The organism is Dyadobacter sp. (assembly GCF_051859145.1).
Classification (GTDB): Bacteria; Bacteroidota; Bacteroidia; order Cytophagales; family Spirosomataceae; genus Dyadobacter.
Genome location: NZ_JBHYGF010000146.1, coordinates 1 through 20,366, shown reverse-complemented (window position 1 = coordinate 20,366; position 20,366 = coordinate 1). Strand labels below are relative to the sequence as shown.

At 47.2% G+C, this 20,366-nt stretch carries 20 protein-coding genes; 9 read left to right on the top strand and 11 right to left on the bottom strand.

Features of this window, described 5'->3' with window-relative positions; genetic code table 11:
• Positions 1 to 5: 5 nt before the first annotated feature.
• On the bottom strand, positions 6 to 920 hold the full coding sequence (locus tag ACTIE6_RS10120) for a UbiA family prenyltransferase (RefSeq protein WP_439556524.1): 915 nt from the start codon (positions 918 to 920) through the stop codon (positions 6 to 8).
• 121 nt (positions 921 to 1,041) lie between these two features.
• Between ACTIE6_RS10120 and ACTIE6_RS10115 the strand changes: the two genes are divergently transcribed.
• The 3 genes from ACTIE6_RS10115 to ACTIE6_RS10105 all read left to right on the top strand — a co-directional run bounded on the left by ACTIE6_RS10115 (position 1,042) and on the right by ACTIE6_RS10105 (position 5,488).
• Complete coding sequence (locus ACTIE6_RS10115; protein ID WP_439556523.1) at positions 1,042 to 2,583, top strand: M20/M25/M40 family metallo-hydrolase; 1,542 nt, start codon at positions 1,042 to 1,044, stop codon at positions 2,581 to 2,583.
• A gap of 161 nt (positions 2,584 to 2,744) precedes the next feature.
• Entirely contained in the window at positions 2,745 to 4,148 is a 1,404-nt protein-coding gene (locus ACTIE6_RS10110) for a leucyl aminopeptidase family protein (RefSeq protein WP_439556522.1), read from the top strand.
• A gap of 125 nt (positions 4,149 to 4,273) precedes the next feature.
• Positions 4,274 to 5,488, top strand: a complete 1,215-nt coding sequence (locus tag ACTIE6_RS10105; protein ID WP_439556521.1) for an ATP-grasp domain-containing protein — start codon at positions 4,274 to 4,276, stop codon at positions 5,486 to 5,488.
• A 301-nt stretch (positions 5,489 to 5,789) separates the two neighbouring features.
• Here the strand turns inward: ACTIE6_RS10105 and ACTIE6_RS10100 are convergent, their stop codons facing one another.
• Positions 5,790 to 7,313, bottom strand: a complete 1,524-nt coding sequence (locus ACTIE6_RS10100; protein WP_439556520.1) for a tagaturonate reductase — start codon at positions 7,311 to 7,313, stop codon at positions 5,790 to 5,792.
• A gap of 317 nt (positions 7,314 to 7,630) precedes the next feature.
• Between ACTIE6_RS10100 and ACTIE6_RS10095 the strand changes: the two genes are divergently transcribed.
• From ACTIE6_RS10095 to ACTIE6_RS10075, 5 genes are read left to right on the top strand one after another with little or no spacing between them, the layout of a single operon-like run.
• The gene (locus ACTIE6_RS10095) at positions 7,631 to 8,659 is read left to right on the top strand and encodes a LacI family DNA-binding transcriptional regulator (RefSeq protein WP_439556519.1); all 1,029 of its coding nucleotides are present in this window, start codon (positions 7,631 to 7,633) and stop codon (positions 8,657 to 8,659) included.
• A 27-nt stretch (positions 8,660 to 8,686) separates the two neighbouring features.
• Positions 8,687 to 9,169 (top strand): NUDIX hydrolase, encoded by a 483-nt coding sequence (locus ACTIE6_RS10090; protein ID WP_439556518.1) that lies wholly within the window; start codon positions 8,687 to 8,689, stop codon positions 9,167 to 9,169.
• Between the two features lie 11 nt (positions 9,170 to 9,180).
• Positions 9,181 to 10,341: a methionine aminotransferase gene (locus ACTIE6_RS10085; protein ID WP_439556517.1), complete on the top strand. Its 1,161-nt coding sequence runs from the start codon at positions 9,181 to 9,183 to the stop codon at positions 10,339 to 10,341.
• A gap of 40 nt (positions 10,342 to 10,381) precedes the next feature.
• On the top strand, positions 10,382 to 10,816 hold the full coding sequence (gene parS, locus ACTIE6_RS10080) for a type II RES/Xre toxin-antitoxin system antitoxin (protein ID WP_439556516.1): 435 nt from the start codon (positions 10,382 to 10,384) through the stop codon (positions 10,814 to 10,816).
• Positions 10,813 to 11,280, top strand: coding sequence for an RES family NAD+ phosphorylase (locus ACTIE6_RS10075; RefSeq protein WP_439556515.1), 468 nt, complete (start codon positions 10,813 to 10,815; stop codon positions 11,278 to 11,280). The genes parS and ACTIE6_RS10075 overlap by 4 nt, the downstream gene beginning before the upstream one ends.
• 2 nt (positions 11,281 to 11,282) lie before the next feature.
• Here the strand turns inward: ACTIE6_RS10075 and ACTIE6_RS10070 are convergent, their stop codons facing one another.
• Positions 11,283 to 12,518 carry an ABC transporter permease gene (locus tag ACTIE6_RS10070; RefSeq protein WP_439556514.1) on the bottom strand — a complete coding sequence of 412 codons (1,236 nt, stop codon included), beginning with the start codon at positions 12,516 to 12,518 and terminating at the stop codon, positions 11,283 to 11,285.
• 137 nt (positions 12,519 to 12,655) lie between these two features.
• Here ACTIE6_RS10070 and nadE point away from each other — a divergent pair, with 137 nt between their 5' ends.
• Entirely contained in the window at positions 12,656 to 14,716 is a 2,061-nt protein-coding gene (gene nadE, locus ACTIE6_RS10065; protein WP_439556513.1) for an NAD(+) synthase, read from the top strand.
• 15 nt (positions 14,717 to 14,731) lie between these two features.
• Here nadE and ACTIE6_RS10060 read toward each other — a convergent pair whose 3' ends face one another.
• From ACTIE6_RS10060 to ACTIE6_RS10025, 8 genes are all read right to left on the bottom strand, one after another.
• Positions 14,732 to 15,760, bottom strand: a complete 1,029-nt coding sequence (locus ACTIE6_RS10060) for a FecR domain-containing protein (RefSeq protein WP_439556512.1) — start codon at positions 15,758 to 15,760, stop codon at positions 14,732 to 14,734.
• Positions 15,757 to 16,356 (bottom strand): RNA polymerase sigma-70 factor, encoded by a 600-nt coding sequence (locus ACTIE6_RS10055; protein WP_439556511.1) that lies wholly within the window; start codon positions 16,354 to 16,356, stop codon positions 15,757 to 15,759. Before ACTIE6_RS10055 ends, ACTIE6_RS10060 begins: the two co-directional genes overlap by 4 nt.
• A 174-nt stretch (positions 16,357 to 16,530) precedes the next feature.
• Positions 16,531 to 17,223, bottom strand: a complete 693-nt coding sequence (locus ACTIE6_RS10050; RefSeq protein ID WP_439556510.1) for a M15 family metallopeptidase — start codon at positions 17,221 to 17,223, stop codon at positions 16,531 to 16,533.
• A gap of 91 nt (positions 17,224 to 17,314) precedes the next feature.
• Entirely contained in the window at positions 17,315 to 18,361 is a 1,047-nt protein-coding gene (locus ACTIE6_RS10045) for a LiaF transmembrane domain-containing protein (RefSeq protein WP_439556509.1), read from the bottom strand.
• 3 nt (positions 18,362 to 18,364) lie between these two features.
• The gene (locus tag ACTIE6_RS10040; protein WP_439556508.1) at positions 18,365 to 18,550 is read right to left on the bottom strand and encodes a LiaI-LiaF-like domain-containing protein; all 186 of its coding nucleotides are present in this window, start codon (positions 18,548 to 18,550) and stop codon (positions 18,365 to 18,367) included.
• A 45-nt stretch (positions 18,551 to 18,595) separates the two neighbouring features.
• Complete coding sequence (locus ACTIE6_RS10035) at positions 18,596 to 19,216, bottom strand: PspC domain-containing protein (RefSeq protein WP_439556507.1); 621 nt, start codon at positions 19,214 to 19,216, stop codon at positions 18,596 to 18,598.
• A gap of 137 nt (positions 19,217 to 19,353) precedes the next feature.
• On the bottom strand, positions 19,354 to 19,977 hold the full coding sequence (locus ACTIE6_RS10030) for a hypothetical protein (RefSeq protein ID WP_439556506.1): 624 nt from the start codon (positions 19,975 to 19,977) through the stop codon (positions 19,354 to 19,356).
• Between the two features lie 23 nt (positions 19,978 to 20,000).
• The coding region (locus ACTIE6_RS10025) for a DUF2442 domain-containing protein (protein ID WP_439556505.1) at positions 20,001 to 20,366 on the bottom strand (366 nt) is incomplete at its 5' end.

Sequence of the window (20,366 nt, the reverse complement as noted above, 5' to 3'; positions counted from 1 at the left end):
GGTTTTTAATTTGTAAAAAAGCTTCCTGCAATGCCGCAAAGGGCTTTTACCAACAATAATCCATCGATAACAATCAGGTAAAACAAAACACTTCTTGGTTTTTGCAGCGTAAATGCAACACCCAGCAGACTGACAAACGGGAGGAGATTAAAAAGGATGGTGGGCGTACTCAGTTGGCGGAACAATGCGAATGTAAGGTAGGAAACGAGTCCGACCAGCAGCAGCGGTACCAGCACATACAAGATCGTTTTCCGTAGTCCAAACCGCACAGCGAAGGTTTTCAGCTGAATGTTGGCATCGTCGGCATAATCCTTCATATCGAACATAATTGCATTCACCGTGCAGAACATCCAGTTTTTTACAAATAACCAGAACATGAACATCGGTTCCTGAACTGACACACCCTGTTCTATTTTCAGCATGGTGATCGGGAACATGTTGACAAACCCGGCCCACACAAAACCGATTACAAAAGCTTTGAGCCAGCCTGTATTCCGGAGGTTGAATGAAAATACCGATTTGGGTAAAAGTCCGTAGTACAAAACGCCGGCCGCAGGTACTGCCACTAAAACCAGCCAGTTAAGTAGTGGCAGGTGTAGCAGCTTTGAAAAATCTTTGACCAAAAACCAAACCGACAATGCGGCGCAAATTGTGAAAAGTGCAACCTGACTGCGTCGGATGAAGCGATAATGCGTGCGGTACCATTCTGTTCTGGGGTTGTTTGAGAACGAAGAACTTGGAGCGGTAGAGTAGGCGATGGTATAGTAGAAGACCGTCGCGCAGAAAATCAGGATATAGTAGGGAATAGAATTAAATGGCAAATCGAGCTGAAATATCGTTTCCAGCGACAATGCGACAGCAAGAGCGCCGACAAAGTAGTTGGCAAAAAAGATAAAAGCTGTCAAACGCCTGATCATCATAAATAGCAGTTTTCTGCCTGATTATAGTATTGTAATAACGACTTAGAATTTTCCAAGACCACATCCAAACCTCACCGGTATTTTATACATTAGTTTTACCAATCATTGTTAAATCAACATTATGAAGAAAATTTCCCTGATACTGATCTTAACCCTGCAAGTATTTGTCAGCTTTGGTCAAAAAGACCCTGTTGTTGAAAATATCGTTAAAGAAGCAACAGATAATTCACAACTGGAAAAGCTGGCTCACGAATTACTGGACGTAATCGGTCCGCGGCTGGTAGGCTCGCCGCAGATGCAGCAGGCGCACGAATGGGCGGTTGAAAAATACAAAGGGTGGAACATCACCGCCAAAAACGAGAAGTGGGGCGAATGGCGTGGCTGGGAGCGGGGTGTATCGCACATTGATATGGTGGCACCGCGTGTAAAATCACTCGAAGGAATGCAGCTTGCATGGAGCCCGGGCACGGGTGGGAAAGCGGTTGTAGCCGATGTAATTATTTTGCCGGATGTAGCGGATTCAGTTGCATTCCAAAAGTGGCTGCCTTCGGCAAAAGGTAAGTTTGTAATGATCAGCATGAACCAGCCCACGGGCCGGCCCGACTATAACTGGGAGGAATTTGCAACGAAAGAGTCTTTTGAGAAAATGAAAAAAGACCGCGATGCGAAGACAGAAGCCTGGGCAAACCGCATTAAAAAAAGCGGGTATAATGCGCGTACACTTCCGGTTGCACTTGAAAAAGCAGGCGCTGCGGGGATCGTAATGAGTTATTGGTCAAAAGGTTTTGGTGCCAACAAAATCTTCGGTGCCTATACCAAGAAAATCCCGACTGTGGACATTGCTCTTGAAGATTACGGCTTGCTGTACCGCCTGGCTGAATCGGGACACACACCTAAAATCAGCGTGAGAGCTGATGCGAAAGAAACGGGCGTAGCACAAACATTCAATACAATCGGCGAAATTAAGGGGACTGAAAAACCAAATGAATATGTAATGCTTTCAGCGCATTTTGACTCCTGGGATGGAGGTACCGGCGCTACTGATAATGGTACCGGCACCATCGTGATGATGGAAGCAATGCGTATCCTGAAAAAAGTGTATCCGAATCCAAAACGGACGATCCTGGTAGGGCACTGGGGAAGCGAGGAGCAGGGACTGAATGGTTCCCGCGCATTCGTGGAAGATCACCCGGAAATTGTACAGAATATCCAGGCGCTTTTCAACCAGGATAATGGAACGGGCAGGGTTGTGAGCTTGCAGGGACAGGGTTTCCTGAATTCTTACGATTACCTCGGTCGCTGGCTATCGAAAGTACCCGAGTCTATCAAAGCCCCTATCGATACCCGTTTCCCGGGCGCACCTGGTAGTGGTGGCTCTGATTTTGCTTCATTCGTTGCAGTGGGAGCGCCTGCTTTTTCACTGAGCTCATTAAACTGGTCGTATGGAACTTATACCTGGCACACCAACCGGGATACATATGATAAAATTGTTTTTGACGATGTAAGAAGCAATGCGATACTGGCGGCGATTATGGCTTATCAGGCCAGCGAAGATCCTGCAAAAGCATCAAGGGACAGAGTAGTGCTGCCGCTAAATTCGAATGGCCAGCCGGGCGCTTGGCCTGAGCAGCGGAAGGCGACGCGGAAGGGAGGAATGGAGTAGCGGCGCTTCGACTGCGCTCAGCGTGACAAGTGCTTGTGGGGCTTCGGCTCCGCTCAGCGTGACAAGTGCTTGTGGGGCTTCGACCGCCCGGCGGCCCGGTGCGCTCAGCCTGACAAAGCTTGTGTAGAGCAATTGAGAAGTGTCTTAAGTGTGTTGAATATTTGACTAGAAAGGAAATGCGGATAGAGCAGGTTTTTGGCTTTGATGAGGAGGTACTTGTTGTTCGGAGTTTTGAGCAGGGGGCTGAGCCTGAGGGGCAGTCTATGTTCAGGGCGGAGAAGGGGGAGGTTTGGTGGTTTTCTTCGACGGAGCTTTGGCTTGGTTTGGGGAAAGCGCCGAAGCTGCCGGCTATTATCAGGATTTTTCGGTCGCTTTTTTTCAAAAGAAAAGACCGCTGGCCGGAGCAGATTAGGCTTGATGCGAGAGGCAAAAGTCCTGAGTGGATCGAGCATGCGATTATCGGGATTATGTTAGGCGGGTATAACCTGCAACTTTATAAAACTGAGCCAAAGCCTTTTAGTGAGTTTTTCAAAAATGGCTTGTTGCAGATCCTGACGGAAGAAGGTATTTCAATTGAAGACAATATAGCTGCTGCGCAAAAAATAGCTTTGGTTCAAATCCGCATCATGGATCTGATGAATGCGCCGGGCAACTACAAAACTCCTACGTTACTTGGCGAGTGGGCGAAAAAATCGGCCGAAGAAAACGGATACCAGGTTACTGTTTTTGACAAACAAAAACTGGAAGAGCTGGGCATGCACGCATTGTTGGCAGTAAGCAAAGGCAGTACGGAACCTCCCGTGATGATCGTTTCCGAATATGTACCGGCTAGCTACACGAAAACAGTTGCATTGGTAGGAAAAGGTGTCACATTCGATACGGGCGGCATTTCGGTCAAACCTTCTGCCAATATGCATTTGATGAAAAGCGATATGGGCGGGGCTGCTGCTGTGTTGGGCATGGTTGAACTTGCTGCTCAGCTCCAACTTCCCGTGCGTATTATCGGCATTATTCCGTCTACCGAGAATGCAGTTGACGGCGCGGCGATGAAACCTGGCGATGTGATCGGATCTTACTCGGGCAAAACCATTGAAGTGATCGATACCGACGCAGAAGGCCGCCTGATCCTTGCCGACGGGCTTAGTTATGCAGTACGTAATTTCCAGCCCGACATCCTGGTCGATCTTGCCACATTAACCGGCAGCGTAATCCAAACCCTGGGCTACGAAGCGGCCGGCCTTTTTACACCAAATGATGAGCTTGCAATGGACTTGTCAGCATCGGGTGAAGTGACGGGAGAGCGGGTGTGGCGGTTGCCCGTTTGGGATGAATATAAAGAGGAAATCAGCTCGGATATAGCTGATGTGAAAAATTACCACGGAAAGCCACTGGCTGGCGCAATCGTGGCGGCAAAATTTCTGGAAGCATTTACGGATGAACATCCTGCCTGGGCGCACCTGGATATTGCGGGAATGGCTTTCGGTGATAGTGAATTTGCGCCGGGAAGGGCAGGTACCGCCTATGGTATCCGGTTGTTGACGCACTATCTTTCTGCATTAAGTTAGTGTAAATGGCTGTTGCTGGTCTGTTTTTTGCTGCGAAGTCACGCAAAATTAATCGTGGCTTTACTTGTCTCGCTGCGGCTTTTTGCTAGATTTACCAACGCTACTTTCCACATAACAAGTTGTTTATGGTCCGACCTCTGACATTTCTTTGCATTTCTACTTACTTCAAAGGCAATGATTTCCTCCGGGCTTGTAAAGAAGCGGGGAATAAAGTGTTTTTGATCACAGCCAAAAAGCTTGAAGGCAAGCCCTGGGCGCGCGAGGCTGTGGATGAGTTTTTCTATGTGCAGGAAGGTGAGGATGGAACATACAATATGTCGGAAATCATCAACGGCCTGGCTTACGTAATGCGAAGCAGGCCCATTGACAGGGTAGTAGCGCTGGACGATTTTGATGTTGAAAAAGCAGCCCATATCCGCGAATATTTCAGGATCCCCGGAATGGGGCAAACTACGGGGCGGTATTTCCGGGACAAGCTTGCGATGCGCACCAAAGCAGCCGAATCGGGGATTCTGGTACCCGCGTTTTCAGCCCTTTTTAATGATGATCAAATCAATCAGTTCGTTGAAAAATATGCGGGTCCGTGGATGATCAAGCCCCGCTCGGAAGCTTCTGCGACTGGTATCAAAAAGCTGGAAACTGCGGAAGAACTCTGGGAAACCATTCACCAGCTCGGCGACAAGCGGCACGCATACCTGGTGGAACAGTTTAAGCCCGGCGACGTTTACCACGTTGATTCGATTTCATACAATGGCAGGGTTATCTTCTCGTGGAACAGCAAGTACCTGGCGCCTCCGTTTGATGTGGCGCATGGAGGAGGGATATTCAGGTCGGTTACGGTTCCTTTTGACTCCGCCGAGGATCATGCACTAGAAACGCTCGCCATTGATTTGTTAAAAGCATTTGGCCTGAAACACAGCGCGTCGCATACCGAAGTGATCCGGTGTTATGACGATGGTAAATACTATTTCCTGGAAACATCTTCCCGCGTTGGCGGTGCCAATCTTTCAGAAATGGTTGATGCTTCATCCGGGATCAATCTCTGGAAGGAGTGGGCCAAAATGGAAACCGCCGAAGCAAAAGGCGAAAATTACAAGCTCCCTCCTGTTCGCAAGGAGTATTCGGGCATTATCATGTCACTCGCGCGACAGGAATGGCCTGATATATCAGTTTTCAATGATCCTGAGATCGTGTGGCGAATGAATGAGCCTTATCACGTCGGACTGGTTGTCCGCTCCAAATCCCGCGATCGTGTCATTGAGCTGCTGGATAAATACGCAGTAATTATCCAACAAGATTATCACGCCTCCGCACCTGCACCCATGCGGCCAACGCACTAAGTTTCTTGATTGTTCTTGATTGTTTGCCGGGAAGCTTCGGTTCAGATTTATTTTTCCAGAGATGTGACCAGTTGGGAGATTGAGCGTCTAAACGTCGTATCAATTTCACAAGAATTTTATGGGAAAACCAGCAGGTCAGTCGCTGTTTGTATCTATCAAACGGCTGATTGAGGAGAGTAAGAATCAGGTTTCTTCAACAAAAACTACATAAGGCAGTTGAAGTGGCACAGCACAAACTTGCGCAAAGGTCGAAGTAGCAGCTACAGTTGATTAATAAGGCTGGGAAAAAAGCGGGTTTCCATCAAACAAGCTCCGCTTTTGCGACAAACATTTTCAGGGTTGCTGCTGCTCCGTTTTGTTTAAAGGATTGTAAATGGGCGGCGATAGTTGAGACGAGGGGTTCTGTTTTGCTCAGGTCTTTACCCCAGATAGACGATTCTTTCAGGATACTTTTCACCATATCATAAAGCGAGCCCATTTGCCATTTTTGGTGAAAGAAGGCGGCTTTCTCATCATTGATCAGGTAATATTCACCATTACTCTGGCCATAAAACTGGTCACCGTCCTTTCTGGCTGGCTTCATGTACCAGATATAAGCTGCGTAGCCAAATGCGATATGTTCAGGAATTGTGCCACGTGTTTTTTCAAAATTGGAAAATACGGGTACTACACGCGCAAGTATTTTCGCGGAGTAATTCTGGGTGATATTCAGCCATTGATGCTGGATGTGCAGATTTTTAAAGCGCTCAATGACCTGCATACTGAACGTCACTGCAAGCCCGTCCGGAAGCGGATAAGGAATTGCAGGTACTATTTCGGTGAGCATCAGGTCAGTAATGAATGCAGCAAAGTCAGCATTTGACATCGCTTCTGCTACCGTTTTAAAACCGCATAAATGCGCCAGTCCGCTGCCCAGTGTGTGTGCGCCATTGAGTAAACGCAGTTTCAGCTCACGGTAAAGCTCAATATCAGGTTCAATCACCAGCCCCGCATCGATTCCGTAAAAACCAATTTTTTGCCTGATCGTTTCATCGCCTTCTATCGCCCACAAATGGTAATGCTCTGCTGTGATCAGCAGTTCGTCCTGGTAGCCCAGTTCTTCTTCCAGAAGTTTGTGTGTGGTTTCCTCCGGCTTACCGGGCACAATGCGGTCTACCAGAGAGTTGCAAAAATGGTTATGTTGTTCAATCCAATCGATAAATGCGCCTTCGAGCCCATTCCGGTGGGCGAGTTCCAGAACAATCGCTTCCAGCTTGCGTCCATTATCTGTAATCAGTTCAGTCGGGATAATCACAACGCCACGCTCCGGGCTGCCTGAAAACGCGACATAGCGTGCATACAGGAAAGCCAGCAATTTGCCCGGGAACGAGACCGGCGGCCACTGGTAAATATCGTCCTGAACAAGCTGGATGCCAGTTTCCGTTGTATTTGAAATCACAATGCTGATCGCAGGGTTCCGGGCGAGATCAAGTACGAGCGACCATTGTGTTTTGGCATAAATTACCCGGCTGATCGCCGATGAGATGATATTTTCAGCAGCTGGTTTTCCATCAACGGTACCTCTTGTACAAAGCGTGTATAAGTTGTTCTGCCGCTCAAATGCTTTCAGGTCACCTTTGCTGGTTGATTTTACAACTACAATCCGCCCATTGAAAACACCTTGTCTGTTGGCTTTATCAATGAAGAAGTCCGAAAGTCCGCGCAGAAATGCACCGGTGCCAAACTGAAGTACCTTTTCGGGCAGCTGAAATACAGTGTCCGGCGGTACGATCACGCCCGGATGATTTCTGAGCTGGCGGAGTTTTTCCCTGAAAAGGTAGTTCATGGCAGTGGAGTTATCAGTTTGGCGGCGGCAGAAGTCGGTTGCTGGTTTGCAATTCGGGTTTGTCTTTTTCGGGGTAAGACCTAAATTTAGCGTCTGTTCTACTACGACTACACCTGAACGAGTTTAGACTGAATTATTAGAAATATCAAATACCAAATTGTCTTTTTTTGTGCAATCGTTATCGGGAACGTTGCCAGCAAGTAAGACAGGACCCTGAACTTATCCTCTGTTTACCCTATCATTAGTGATTTAGCATTCAATCTGTTAGATGCTGATTGCCGGGTTTTGAATAAAATTTGTACTAAACAAACTTTCTTTTGGAAGCAATTACAATCAAGGATATTGCAAAGGCGCTTAATTTGTCTACATCGACTGTTTCTCGTGCATTAAGGAACAGCTATGAGATCAATCCTGAGACAAAGCGGCTGGTTATGGAGTATGCCGAGCGGATGAATTACCGGCCTAATCCGATCGCATTGAGCCTGAAAGACAGTAAAAGCAAGTCAATCGGCGTGATAATCCCTGAAATTGCCAACCATTTCTTTTCGCAGCTTATCAACGGGATAGAGTCCATTGCCTACAACCTGGGTTACCACGTTGTGATTTTTCAAAGTCACGATTCTTATGAGCGAGAAGTGGCCAATACCAACTACCTCGTTTCCAGGAAAGTAGATGGTCTCCTCGTATCACTTGCCAACCTGACGACCAATCTGATCCACTTTCAGGAATTGATGGAAAAAGGATTGCCCATTGTTTTTCTGGACAGGGTACCGAAAGAAATTGAAACGCATAAGGTTGTAGCCGACAATTTTGCAGGAAGCTATGAGGCCACGCAGCATCTGATACTCAGCGGAAGAAAGCGCATCGCGCATCTCACAAGCCCTATTTATTTGTCCATTACCACAGAGCGGCTTGCTGGCTACAAGCAGGCGCTGGAAGATTATGGTATCCCATTTGAAGAATCTTACGTCAAATACTGTCAGTACGGCGGCAAAGTGGTGAGTGAAAATGAGGCTGCTGTGTTGGAAATGCTGAATTTACCCGAGCCACCTGATGCGATTTTCACCGCGAGCGACAAACTCACGACAGGCTGTATGTCGGTACTTCAGCAACGTAAAATCAGGATACCCGAAGAGATTGCGATTGTAGGTTTTACCAATATCAGCGTAGCCGAGCTCCTGAATCCACCCCTTACCGCCGTTGTGCAGCCCGCCACCGAAATGGGGCAGCAGGCTGTTGAGCTGCTGATCAGGCTGATCGAACATCCTGAGCGGACTACCGAATTTGAGATCCGTTCGCTGAAAACTTCACTGATCCCGCGACAGTCTTCTGCCGGGATTTTGTAATTTCGGTTTGCATTAATTTTCACATAAATGATCAGTCTTCCGGTTGGTGACGCGCTCTTCAACTATCGTGTTGCGGGCGTAGCCATTTTAAATGGAAAAATCCTGTTGCACAAAACACCTTCCGACAACTTCTGGAGTCTTCCTGGTGGGAGGGCAGAGATATTCGAATTTTCAAAAGATACCCTGGCCAGGGAAATGCTCGAAGAAACCGGAATGGAGGTGAAAGTGGGCGAAATGCTTTGGGTATCGGAGAATTTCTTTCAGTATACCGGGAAACGTTACCACGAGATCGGGTTTTACTTTTCAATGGAAATACCAGGCCTGGAAAGCCAGTCAGATTTCCTGGGCAGCGAAGGTGCGGAAGATTTGTTGTTCAAATGGATTGATGTAAATGCGTTGAAAACCGAGCGCATTTATCCTGCATTCCTGGCCGAGGAACTGGCGATGAACCCACTCAGGACAAAGCATTTCTCTTCTGATTTTATTGATCTCGATCAGCCAATCCTTTAAAATTTATTCCCATGTTTTCGACTTCCAGGTTGAAATCCAAGCTGCCTCACGTAGGTACCACGATTTTTACAAAAATGTCCAGGCTCGCCGAAGAGCATCAGGCGATCAATCTTGCACAGGGTTTTCCTGAATTCGACTGCTCGCCCGAGCTACAAAGGCTGGTCGACAAGTACGTAAAAGGTGGCAAAAACCAGTATGCGCCGATGGCAGGCGTAATGTCGCTGCGGGAAGCTATTTCAAAGAAAACTTGGGAAGCTTCGGGACACGAATATCATCCTGAAACAGAAATTACCATTACCAGCGGCGCTACCGAGGCTTTGTACGTGGCGGTTTCCACGATTGTCAATCCTGGCGATGAAGTAGTTGTGTTCGAGCCTGCTTACGATAGCTATGTTCCGGTCATTGAGCTGAATGGCGGCGTGCCTGTATTTGTTACATTGGATGCACAATATGAAGCGGTGGACTGGAATGCAGTAGCTGCTGTAATCACGGACAAAACGGTGGCAATCATGATCAATACGCCGCATAATCCAACCGGGAACGTTTGGTCGCAAGCTGATATGCAGCGGCTCGCGGCACTTGCTGAGCGGCACGAGCTGTATGTGATCAGCGACGAGGTTTATGAGCATATTGTTTTTGATGAGCGGAAACACATTCCGGCAGCGTCGATACCTGCATTGGCTGCGCGCACTTTTCTTTGCGGTTCTTTTGGTAAAACTTTTCATACAACGGGCTGGAAGCTGGGCTACTGTCTCGCACCGGCCGCATTGACTGCCGAGTTTCGTAAAATTCACCAGTTCCTGGTGTTCAGTGTGGTGACTCCATTCCAGTTTGCAGTGGCCGAATACCTGAACGAACCGGCGCATTATCTTTCCCTGTCTGCATTTTACCAGGAGAAAAGAGATTTGTTTTTGAATGCAATCGACGGGATCGGATTTATAGCAAAACCTTCGCAAGGCAGCTTTTTCCAGAATGTTTCTTACGAAAATTTAACCGACCAAAACGATCTGATTCTTGCCGAAAGGTTGACAAAAGAAGCCAAAGTCGCCTCCATCCCGGTATCTGCCTTTTACTCAAGACCCGCCGGGTACAAGACCCTGCGTTTTTGTTTTGCCAAAAATGATGAAACCCTTCTGAGAGCAGCGGAAAAATTACGGAAGGTTGTTTGGTGAGCACGAAAAAAGTCGTATCTTGGTGTGACAAAATTCGGATATGAAACAGATACAGTATCAGCAACCCGATGAAATGACACCAATGCGCATTGCTGCCGAGCCGGAGGTAATGTATATGGCGCGCCCCAGGATCAGCGAGTTTTCGGTTTCGAAATTTCAGGATCTTTGCACAAAGCTGTTGTTTACCCAACAGGAATGGGCGGATATACTGCACATTAGTGACCGTACTTTACAACGATATTTAAAGGATCAAAAACCTTTTGAGGGGCTGTATGCCGAGCATTTGTATCAGCTCGAAAATATGGCAGACCTGGGGTTGCATGTTTTTGGTAACCCCAAAACACTTGAAACTTGGCTGCGTACATCGCGTATGGTACTTGGCGAAGTGCAGGATTTTAGTACGCTTCAATCCTTTTGGGGTGTAAAACAAATCGCTAATGAGCTGGGCAGGATAGAGCACGGGGTATATATATGATCGTTTACAGGCTTGCCGCGAAAGAGTACATTGAAGATCTGAGCGGAACAGGGGCGAAGTTGTTTGGAGGAAGGTGGAACCCGGTCGGAAATGCGTGCATTTACACGAGTTCGCATTGCTCACTGGCGTTGCTGGAAAAGTTTGTCCACGCCAACCACAAGGAAAACATGCAGCGCGTTGCATTGCTGAAGTTGGAAATTCCCGACGACAATAGCCTGATTTTTCATACTGATGCCAAGCTGCTTAAAAGTGCCTGGGCGGAAGATATCGCCTACACGCAGTGGATCGGGGAGCAGGTATTGAGCGACGCTGCTGTCATCGCGTTTTCGGTTCCGTCGGCCATTGTACCCGGAGAGCGCAATTATATCCTCAATCCGCGGTCCAAAGAATTCAACAAAATCAAAATAGCGTCTATATCGGACTTCGAAACTGATTTCCGGCTTTTGAGCAAGCTGCTTTCCTGATTTTATTTCTTGAAAAGCAATGCTTTAATCGGCTGAATTTTACTGATAATCAGCGTTGGGATCAGGAGAATCAATCCTGAAATTACTATGGTCGCAATGTTGACCATGAGGAAAATGGGCCAGTCGAAAACAATGGGGACTGTGTCCATATAATAGTTGACCGGATCGAGTTTGATCAGCTTGAACTGATATTGAAGCCAGCAAATCAGTAGTCCCGTTGCATTGCCAATAAGTAGCCCGCGGCGCACCATATACAGCCCTACCCTGAAAAATACACTGCGAATTTGTCCATTCGGACTGCCGAGCGTTTTCAGTAAACCGATGAGCGGGGTTCGTTCCATGATCATCACCAGCAGGATGGAAATCATGTTAAAGCATGCTACGAACAAGATCAAAGTGAGAAAAACGGCGGTGTTGCGATCAAGCAGAATGAGCCAGTCGAAGATTTGCGGGAAGGTACTTGTTACTTTTTGCAGATAGAGGCCGGGAGGGAGTTCAGTACGCAGGCGGTTTGCGACCATATCCAAGTCCCTAAAATCTTTTAGGTATATTTCATAAGTGCCGACGGAATCTTTACCCCACCCATTTAACCGCTGAACAAGTCCGATATCGCCGATAATCAGGTTATTATCAAATTCTTCCATCTGCGTATCGTAAATACCGCAAATAGTCAATTTCCTGGGTCTCGGCGGATTTTGAAGTGAATACATGATCACATCATCTCCCGTTTTCAAACGCATTTCGGAAGCAATTTTCCGGCTGATCAATACTTCGGAAGAGTAGCCATATTTAATGGAAGACGAATCCTGGTAGCCTATCAACCTTCCTTCGCGGAGGCTGCTTTTGAAAGTTTGCCAATCATAATCTTTCCCAACACCTTTCAGAACAACTCCCTTGATTTCTTCCGGCGTTTTCAAAATCCCCGATTTATGGGCAACTGCCTGCCAGCGGGCTACCTGCGGAATTTGGGGCAGAGCCAGCGAAACCGGGTTAGGTACCCCCATTGGTCCTTCTTCATAGGTATTGCCCTGTGAAAATGCATTGATGTTGATATGTGCGCCGAAGAGGAAGATCTTTTGCTGAATGGTTTGTTTGAAACCCAGCAGCACCGCGAATGCAATAATGCCAACTGCAATCCCGATCGCAATACTGGCTACGCCGATCCTGGAAACCGTGGCAGAAAACGATCCTGCTTCATTGTGACGGATTCTTTTGGCGATAAAGGAGGGGAATTGCAAGAGGAATCAGTTGGTTAATTTTGATGTTGACAAAAATAGGGAAAAACTTAACCGCTACGAAAAGGCAAATTTTATTAAGTTGCCGGCATGCAGTTTTTAGAACAACAGAAAATCGACACTAACTGAACCAGTTTTTCATGCCATTAATCAAAGTAGCTTCCGGAACTGTCAACCAAACGCCGATGGCGTGGGAATCCAATACCAGAAATATCATCAATGCGATTGAAGAAGCCCGGCGGCAGCAGGTAAGTCTGCTTGTTTTGCCTGAGTTGTGCATTACCGGCTATAATTGCGAGGACTACTTTTTTGCGCCCGACCTGGTTGCGCAGGCGGAGCGGTGCTTGCTGGAAATTGTTCAGGAAACTGCCGGGATGATTGTGGCGGTGGGGCTTCCAATGCGACATAATAACAGTATCTACAATGCAGCCTGTCTGATCTCAAACAAGCAGATCGCGGGATTTTACTGCAAGCAGAACATGGCCAATAACGGGATCCATTATGAGGCGCGCTGGTTCCGGCCGTGGGTGCCGGGGATTGTTGAAAGTATTGAGGTAAATCAAATGTTTTACCCGATCGGCGATGTGATTTTTGATGTTGCTACCGGCCCGATTCAGGGTGGTTCGCATGGAGTAAAAATTGCATTCGAAATTTGTGAAGATGGCTGGGTGTCCAACCGTCCCGCCCGCCGGCACTTTGAGCGCGGTGTGGATATTATCCTGAACCCCAGCGCGAGCCACTTCGCATTCAATAAATTTTTGACGAGAGAAAAACTGGTTGTAGATGCTTCCAGGGCATTTTCTTGTAGCTATATCTATACCAATTTATTAGGTAATGAAGCAGGGCGCGCTGTTTACGACGGCGACGCAATGATTGCGACTAATGGAGAATTGCTTGCATCAAGCCAGCGATTCAGCTACGCAGATCACCAGATTACCACTGCCGTTATTGATACGGAAAATACAAGACTCGGTCAGGTACAAAGCAAAATTGCTATCCCGCAAAAGGACCGCACCTGGCGCGTTCCAGCAAGGTTTGATTTTCCTGAAATAGAGCCTGTATTGCCCCAGGTACCCGATATTGAACCATTTGAAAAAGGCGGCGCATTGAAAGAAGAGGAATTTGCGCGGGCAGTTTGTCTTGCATTGTTCGACTATCTGCGGAAAAGCAGGTCTAACGGTTTCACCATCTCCCTTTCCGGCGGCGCTGATTCCTGCGCTTGTACTGCATTGTGTGGGTTAATGATCCGACTGGCTGATGAAAGTATCGGAATGGACAAGCTGAAAGAAAAGCTGTCGTACATCAAAGAAATCCAGGACGCACATACCGAAGAAGATCTGGCGCGCGCTTTGATCCACAATATTTACCAGGGAACTGAAAACAGCTCCACCGACACACTGGAATCGGCGCAATCGCTGGCGGAATCCATTGGTTCTACATTTTACAATGTGAATATCAATGGGCTGGTTGAAACCTATAAAGGTTTGATCGAGGAGCAAATTGGGCGGCAACTTTCGTGGGAGCAGGATGATATTGCATTGCAGAACATTCAGGCAAGGGTACGTGCCCCGGGTGTTTGGCTGCTCACGAACCTGACCAACAACCTTTTGCTCGCTACTTCCAACCGCTCGGAGGCAGCAGTGGGTTATGCCACAATGGACGGGGATACTGCAGGCAGCATTAGTCCGCTTGCCGGGATCGACAAACATTACCTGCGCCAGTGGCTTCGCTGGCTGGAAACTACCGGTTGCGAAGTGAAAGGAAAGCACATTAAAATTGAAGGTTTAAGAAAGGTAAACAGCCTGCAACCTACCGCAGAGCTGCGGCCACTTGCGCAAACCCAGACTGACGAGGCAGATTTAATGCCTTACGAATTCCTGAATGAGCTGGAAAAACTAGCTATCCGTGACAAAAAATCGCCACTGGAAGCTTACCGGAACCTGCATGTGCGATACAAAGGATTGTATACCGACGAGCAGCTGCTTGGCTGGACAGAGCGGTTTTTCAAGTTGTGGAGCCGGAATCAATGGAAACGTGAAAGGTACGCACCTTCCTTCCACCTCGACGACCTGAATTTAGATCCAAGATCGTGGTGCCGCTTCCCGATTTTGTCCGGCGGATTTGAAAAGGAACTGGAAGAGCTGCGGGCTTTTGCAGGAGGGAATGCAATGCAAAATGGGCGGAAGCGGATCGGTTTTTAGTGAAAAAATCAGGAGTTACTGACAACCGTTTCCATCCAGCCAGTACACTTTTCCTTCCTTTCTCAGGTCCAGGTTAAGCGTTTCGGCGATAACCGAAAGGGTAGCGTCGACTGGTTGTTTTTCGAAGCGAATAGTCAGTCTGCATTGCGCGATCTGTTGGTTTTTTAACCGCACATCTACGTGGTAACCGTCGCGGATTGTACTGATTACTTCGTTCAGATTAGCTGCATTGAAATCAAAAACCTGCGTATGGTAGCCGAGTACATTCATATTTGCCTGCAAGCTCCTGATGGAGTCCGCTGATACCTCGGCACCTTCGCCTTTTACCAGCTCAATCTTTTTCGACGCTTTGCTTACCTGCACTTTACCAGTTGCCACATCTACGCGCACCGGCGACTTTTCATAAGCTTTTACATTAAATGAAGTTCCTAAAACGCGGATTTCGGTACCATTTGCATTGATTATAAATGGGTGCGCCTTGTCCGGCTTTACTTCAAAAAATGCTTCGCCCTGCAATGAAACTGTTCTCAGGTCCCCGTCGAACTTCCCCGGGTAAGTAATTGAAGAATTATAGTTTAAAAAAACCTTGGTACCATCGGGCAGAAGCTGCTCTTTGGTATTGTCGACCGTAGCAACCGTAAGCGGCTCCGCATTTTTGTTTTTGATCAAAAACCATCCAAATGCGAGTGCAAGCAACGCAACTGCCGCAGCTGCCCAGATTGTAACCGGGAACTTCCGCCTCGCAGCCGGCCGCTGATCAAAGCTGATCTGCCGGGCGTCGCGGGGTACTTCCAGCGGCGCGATGGTTTCAGGTGCCTGCTCCATTCTCTTCCTCACCTTGTTCCAGGCGAGGTCGGTATCCACTTTTTTGCGAGGCACAGCGGCTGCGTGCATCCAGATAAAGCGGTAAGCAGCCAGTTCCTGCTGGTGTTCGGGATTGCTTACGAGCCAGGTTTCCACTGCATTAACCTCCTCTTCGGAAGCAGTTTCCCCGAGGTACCGCGCCAACAGCTCTTCCGACATGTTTTCATGAAAATCGCTCATGGTAACTTTCCGGTTAGCTGTTCAATAATAAAATATACTGCCCACAACATTGAAGGCAGGTAGTCGGCGAGTTCCAGGCGGAGGATTTTCAATGCTTTTCCAATCTGGTTTTCGACGGTTTTAATAGAAATCCCGAGCTGATCGGCAATCTCCTGGTATTTCAGCTCCTCAAAGCGGCTCATTCTGAATGCTTTCTGACATTGTTCGGGAAGGTTACTCACTGCTTTTTCAATCCGTTCCTCCAATTCGTTTGCATGAATAACCTCGGTCACTGACTCGTAGGATTCGCTCGAAAAATACAGGGTATGCTCGCGGTGTACTTCCCGCACAGAAGCATGCTTAAAGCGGTTGAGACAATGGTTATGAACTGCGCGGTAGAGGTAGGATTTCAGGGATAGGGTAATTTCAAGATCTTCGCGTTTTTCCCAGATATTTACAAAAACAGTTTGCACTACCTCCTCCGCTTCCTCCTCGTCTTTGAGCAGGGAGCCGGCGTAATTGCAAAGGCGCGGATAATATTGGCGGAAAGTCTTCTCAAAAGCCTGTTCATCGCCCCGCCTGATAGCAGCAACTATATCTGGGTCGGAAGAGTACAACGATATCTGTTTTTGATTGTTGGTCAAAAATAGATAATCTCTTTCGATTAGCGGTTCAAGATATGTAAGAGCGGTCGCGGTCAAGTCAGATTTTCTTTTTTACGGGACAACTCAGCCGGGCGGTACCCCCATTGAAAGGCAAAATTTTTGAGAGACAGGTAAATGGGGACACACTTACTTGACCATCCCGTATTTCGCGCGGGCCTGGCTCTTCGACATTCCGTCAAAATGCCACCATTCAGTTGTGTTAACGCGAAATCCTGCCTCTGTCATTACTTTTCTCAGGAGCTGGCGGTTCTCGATTTGTTGGGCTGTCAGCTTTCCTGCTTTCAGCATTTCCTGTTCCGAACGCGGGTAGGCGAGCGGACCGAAATAGTCGAATTTAGTACCCATATCAAGCGGCCTGCCTTTTTCGTCAGCAACTGTCAGGTCAATGGCGCAGCCAAAATTATGGTTAGAACCGATTTTTGGATCGGCTACGTACATGGTCTTTTTGCCGGCCGGGATTTTGAGATCATCCAATGCATCCCACAATGCGTATTGCGCCGAGTTCGGCCTGGCTGCATCGTAGATCAGCAGCTTGTAGCCGGGCTTTAATTTCGCAAGCGACTTACTTGCATTCCCAAGCCGCCGCGCCATTTCAGGTTGTAGGTAAGCACGGGTAAGTTCGCCGTAAATGTCTTTTTTGAGGAAATTGTCAGTAGTCGAATATTTGAGCTCTACCAGGATATCTGGGTCTGTTTTCTGAACGTTAACCAGCCCATGACTGATCATTCTTCGCTCAACTTCCGGGAGATCGGATTGTGCGAAAAGCTGGCCGAAGAGTGCCAGAGTAAGGATGAATGTACTTTTTATTTTACCAAACATAAAAAAATGAATACCTATGCGAGAAAGTGCAAAGATATTCATTTGAAATAACCGCTGTTTTAAAAGGTGCGCGTAGTGCGTTTTTTGCGGCTCAGTATCTGTTGATATTAATGCTGGTCAGTCCACCTTCGAAATTAATGGAGATTTTTTTGGAGGAACTTGCATAGCCTGCCGAGCGGTACAAACCGTTGGTCACTTTTTCCAAACCTTCAATGCTCTTTGCATTCAATGCGCCGTCGATTTTCAGCTCGCAGCCAATAGATTCGGGAATATCAATCGTGACAGAGGCAACACCTGCTTCTATATCAATCTGCGAATTAGCCAGCTTATCGCCCATTTTGATATCCATATCCGCCACGCCGGTACTTACTTTCAGTTTCTCAACTTTGTAATTACTGAAATCAAAATTCCCTTTTCCGGCTCCGATACCGAGATCAATGTTCCAGACAGGCTTCTCGTTCAGCTGGATTTTGGCCTGATTTGAAATTTCGCCATTCTTGATCTTCACATTACCATCTTCCATTTTTAGGTTCACCGTCGCCGAGTTTTCGAGTTTGTTTACCGAAGTATTTGACAAAAACCCTACGATCGTACTTTTGGTATTAGCCTCAAAAAGCTTGGCAGTATTTCCTTCCAGCTTGAAAGAGCCCGCTCCGCCTTCGAGATTGAAGTTGGCTTTCTGAATGAAATCCTCCATTTCGTATTTGTAAGATCCATTGATCGGCCGATTATTGTTACGGTTGGGGCGCTCGCTCCGATAATCTTCATCTTTGTCATTGCTGTCTTCCTCGTCGCCATTATGGTGCTCATCGTGATAGCTCAGATCCTCATCGTCATGGTCGTAATCGTCCCAGCCAAAGTTCCAGTTGTTACTGTGCCTGTCGAATGCATTATTGGTTTTGTTCATAATCCCACCAAAAACTGCGAGCGTAATCAGCAACGCGACGAGTCCGCCTGCGCCTGACTGGCGATCCTTACCAATTGCCAGTAACAGCGCACCTGCCAGTATCAGCAGCACCGGCCAGAAAGGAAGTACCTCGTCCCAGTTCACGTGCAGGACGTTCAGGTTACGGAGCAGCCAGATCATCCCGAAGATGATCAGCACACCGCCCCATACTATGCCTCTTGAATTTTTCATGTTCTAGATATTTGAACCGTTTGAAGTATCTGAATGAAGGTAATTGCGCAACAAAAGCAAACCGCCCGTTGTAATCAGGATAATCGGCCAGAAAAAGCGTCCAAAGTCGAATGCGGTTAATTCTTCTACAAGAAACAGCGAGCCTGCAACAATCAGGATAACGCCCCAAAAGATGTTTCTAAAATTCATGGCTATGTTTATTTAAATGTAATTCTATGCGTTTGGAAAGCTGCATTAGTTGACTTTGATGATCGGATCGTCCCCATCAGTTTTCGGTGACTCAGGATCTTCCGGAAAATTCGGTGCGGAGCTTGTTCTTGGCGTGTTAAAAGGAGTGTAAGGCTGTGGATCAGGCTCCGGAGCCACTGGTGGTACAGGATCAACGGGAGGTGGCGTGGTCGGGTACACGGTGTTCGACTTACTTTCATTTTCCTTATCACGCTGACGAAGGATCAGGAACGCACCTATTGCGATGAATGCAACCGGCCAGAAATATCTTTTAAGCTCATACCAGATCGGGAAATCGTCAAGCAGCATTAACGCACCAAATACAATCAGTACTCCGCCGAGGATCATTACTGTTTGGTCCGACGTTTTCTTGTTGAATAGCGGTTCGGGTCTTCCATTCGGCTCTGTTGTGGTATCATAGTAAATAGCAGGTCCGGTAGGTAATACTGCCCAGAGAATGATGTAAATCAGGCCAGTCCAGCCAAAGCTCGGTGGAATAGGCAGGAGCAGCATTACCACGAATAGTACCCTGATAATGACAACATCTATCTGAAAATATTGGGCAAGTCCGGAAGCTACTCCACCAAAAACAGCTTGCTCAGGGATGCGGTGCAATTTCTTTTCCATTGTTAGTTTAGCGTTTATTTGTATTCAAAGGTAGTAGGTAATACAAGATACTGTAAACTCGGAAAGTATTATCGGTAAAACGACGTGTTAAGCGGATATTTTCAGTGAAAACGAAAAAATAGGTGGGATAAGTTGTGCTATTGTTCTTCCAGCGCTTCCAGAATGTCCATCATACTGCCGAAATCTTTATAGCCAGGACGGATTTCTTCGCTGCCTCGCAATGCAATGCCTACATTGCCTGGCAGGTTGTTCAATACAATCAATGCAAATTCGTCATCAAAACCAAAACCAACCAGGATAGGGTGCTCGCTGGCAAGTGTTGGTAAAATTTGCAGCCAATTGTCGGTTAATGGCGCATTTTCATCACTTTCAAGCAGGAAATGCGTAGCGGCACCTTCGTACCTGTCCAGCAGTGACTGAATTTCGTCAGCTTCATATAAATCCACGCTGATTCGCAGGATAAGCGGCAGGCCGAGTTCACTTTTCATGTAGCCCAGCAAACCGGAATGTTCCACCTGCACGGCGTGGACGGGGTAGTTATTCAGTTTGGCGAAAATGGACTCAGCATTATTGTCTGCGGTCTCGGCGACCAATGTTACACCTGCCAGCCAGGAACATATATCTTCAAACTTCTTTGGTGAAATGTAATTGGGGGTATCTTCATCAATAGAAAAACCAAGCATTTCGACTCCCATTCCGGCGCAGTAACGGGCATCGGACAAATTGGTAACATTGCTGATTTTTACTGTTCTGGTTAGCATTGGTATTAAGTACTGGTAAGTCATTAATTGGTTAAAATCTTTTCTTCCTGCAGCAGTCCCCTAAGGCTGATGTCAATATCCAGGTTCGGCCAGTGAATGCCGGTTTCAGATATGGTATATTGGTCCAGGTCCCAGTCCATCGCTTTTTTGAGATATGGAAAAGACGATAATGGCCTGGTTATTACTTTTTTATCACTTAGTATGAATAGCGCAAGATCAAGGTCCCTGGCAAATCCGAAGTGGCGAATTCGCAGCTCTTTTTCCTGAATAAAAAGATCCAGATCATCTGCAATCTCAACAATCTCTTCTTCATTCGCTCCGTTCAAAAAAGCTTGAAGCTCCTCACTTATCGAAGGTGTCATGCCAGGCTTGAATGATGTTTCCATAGT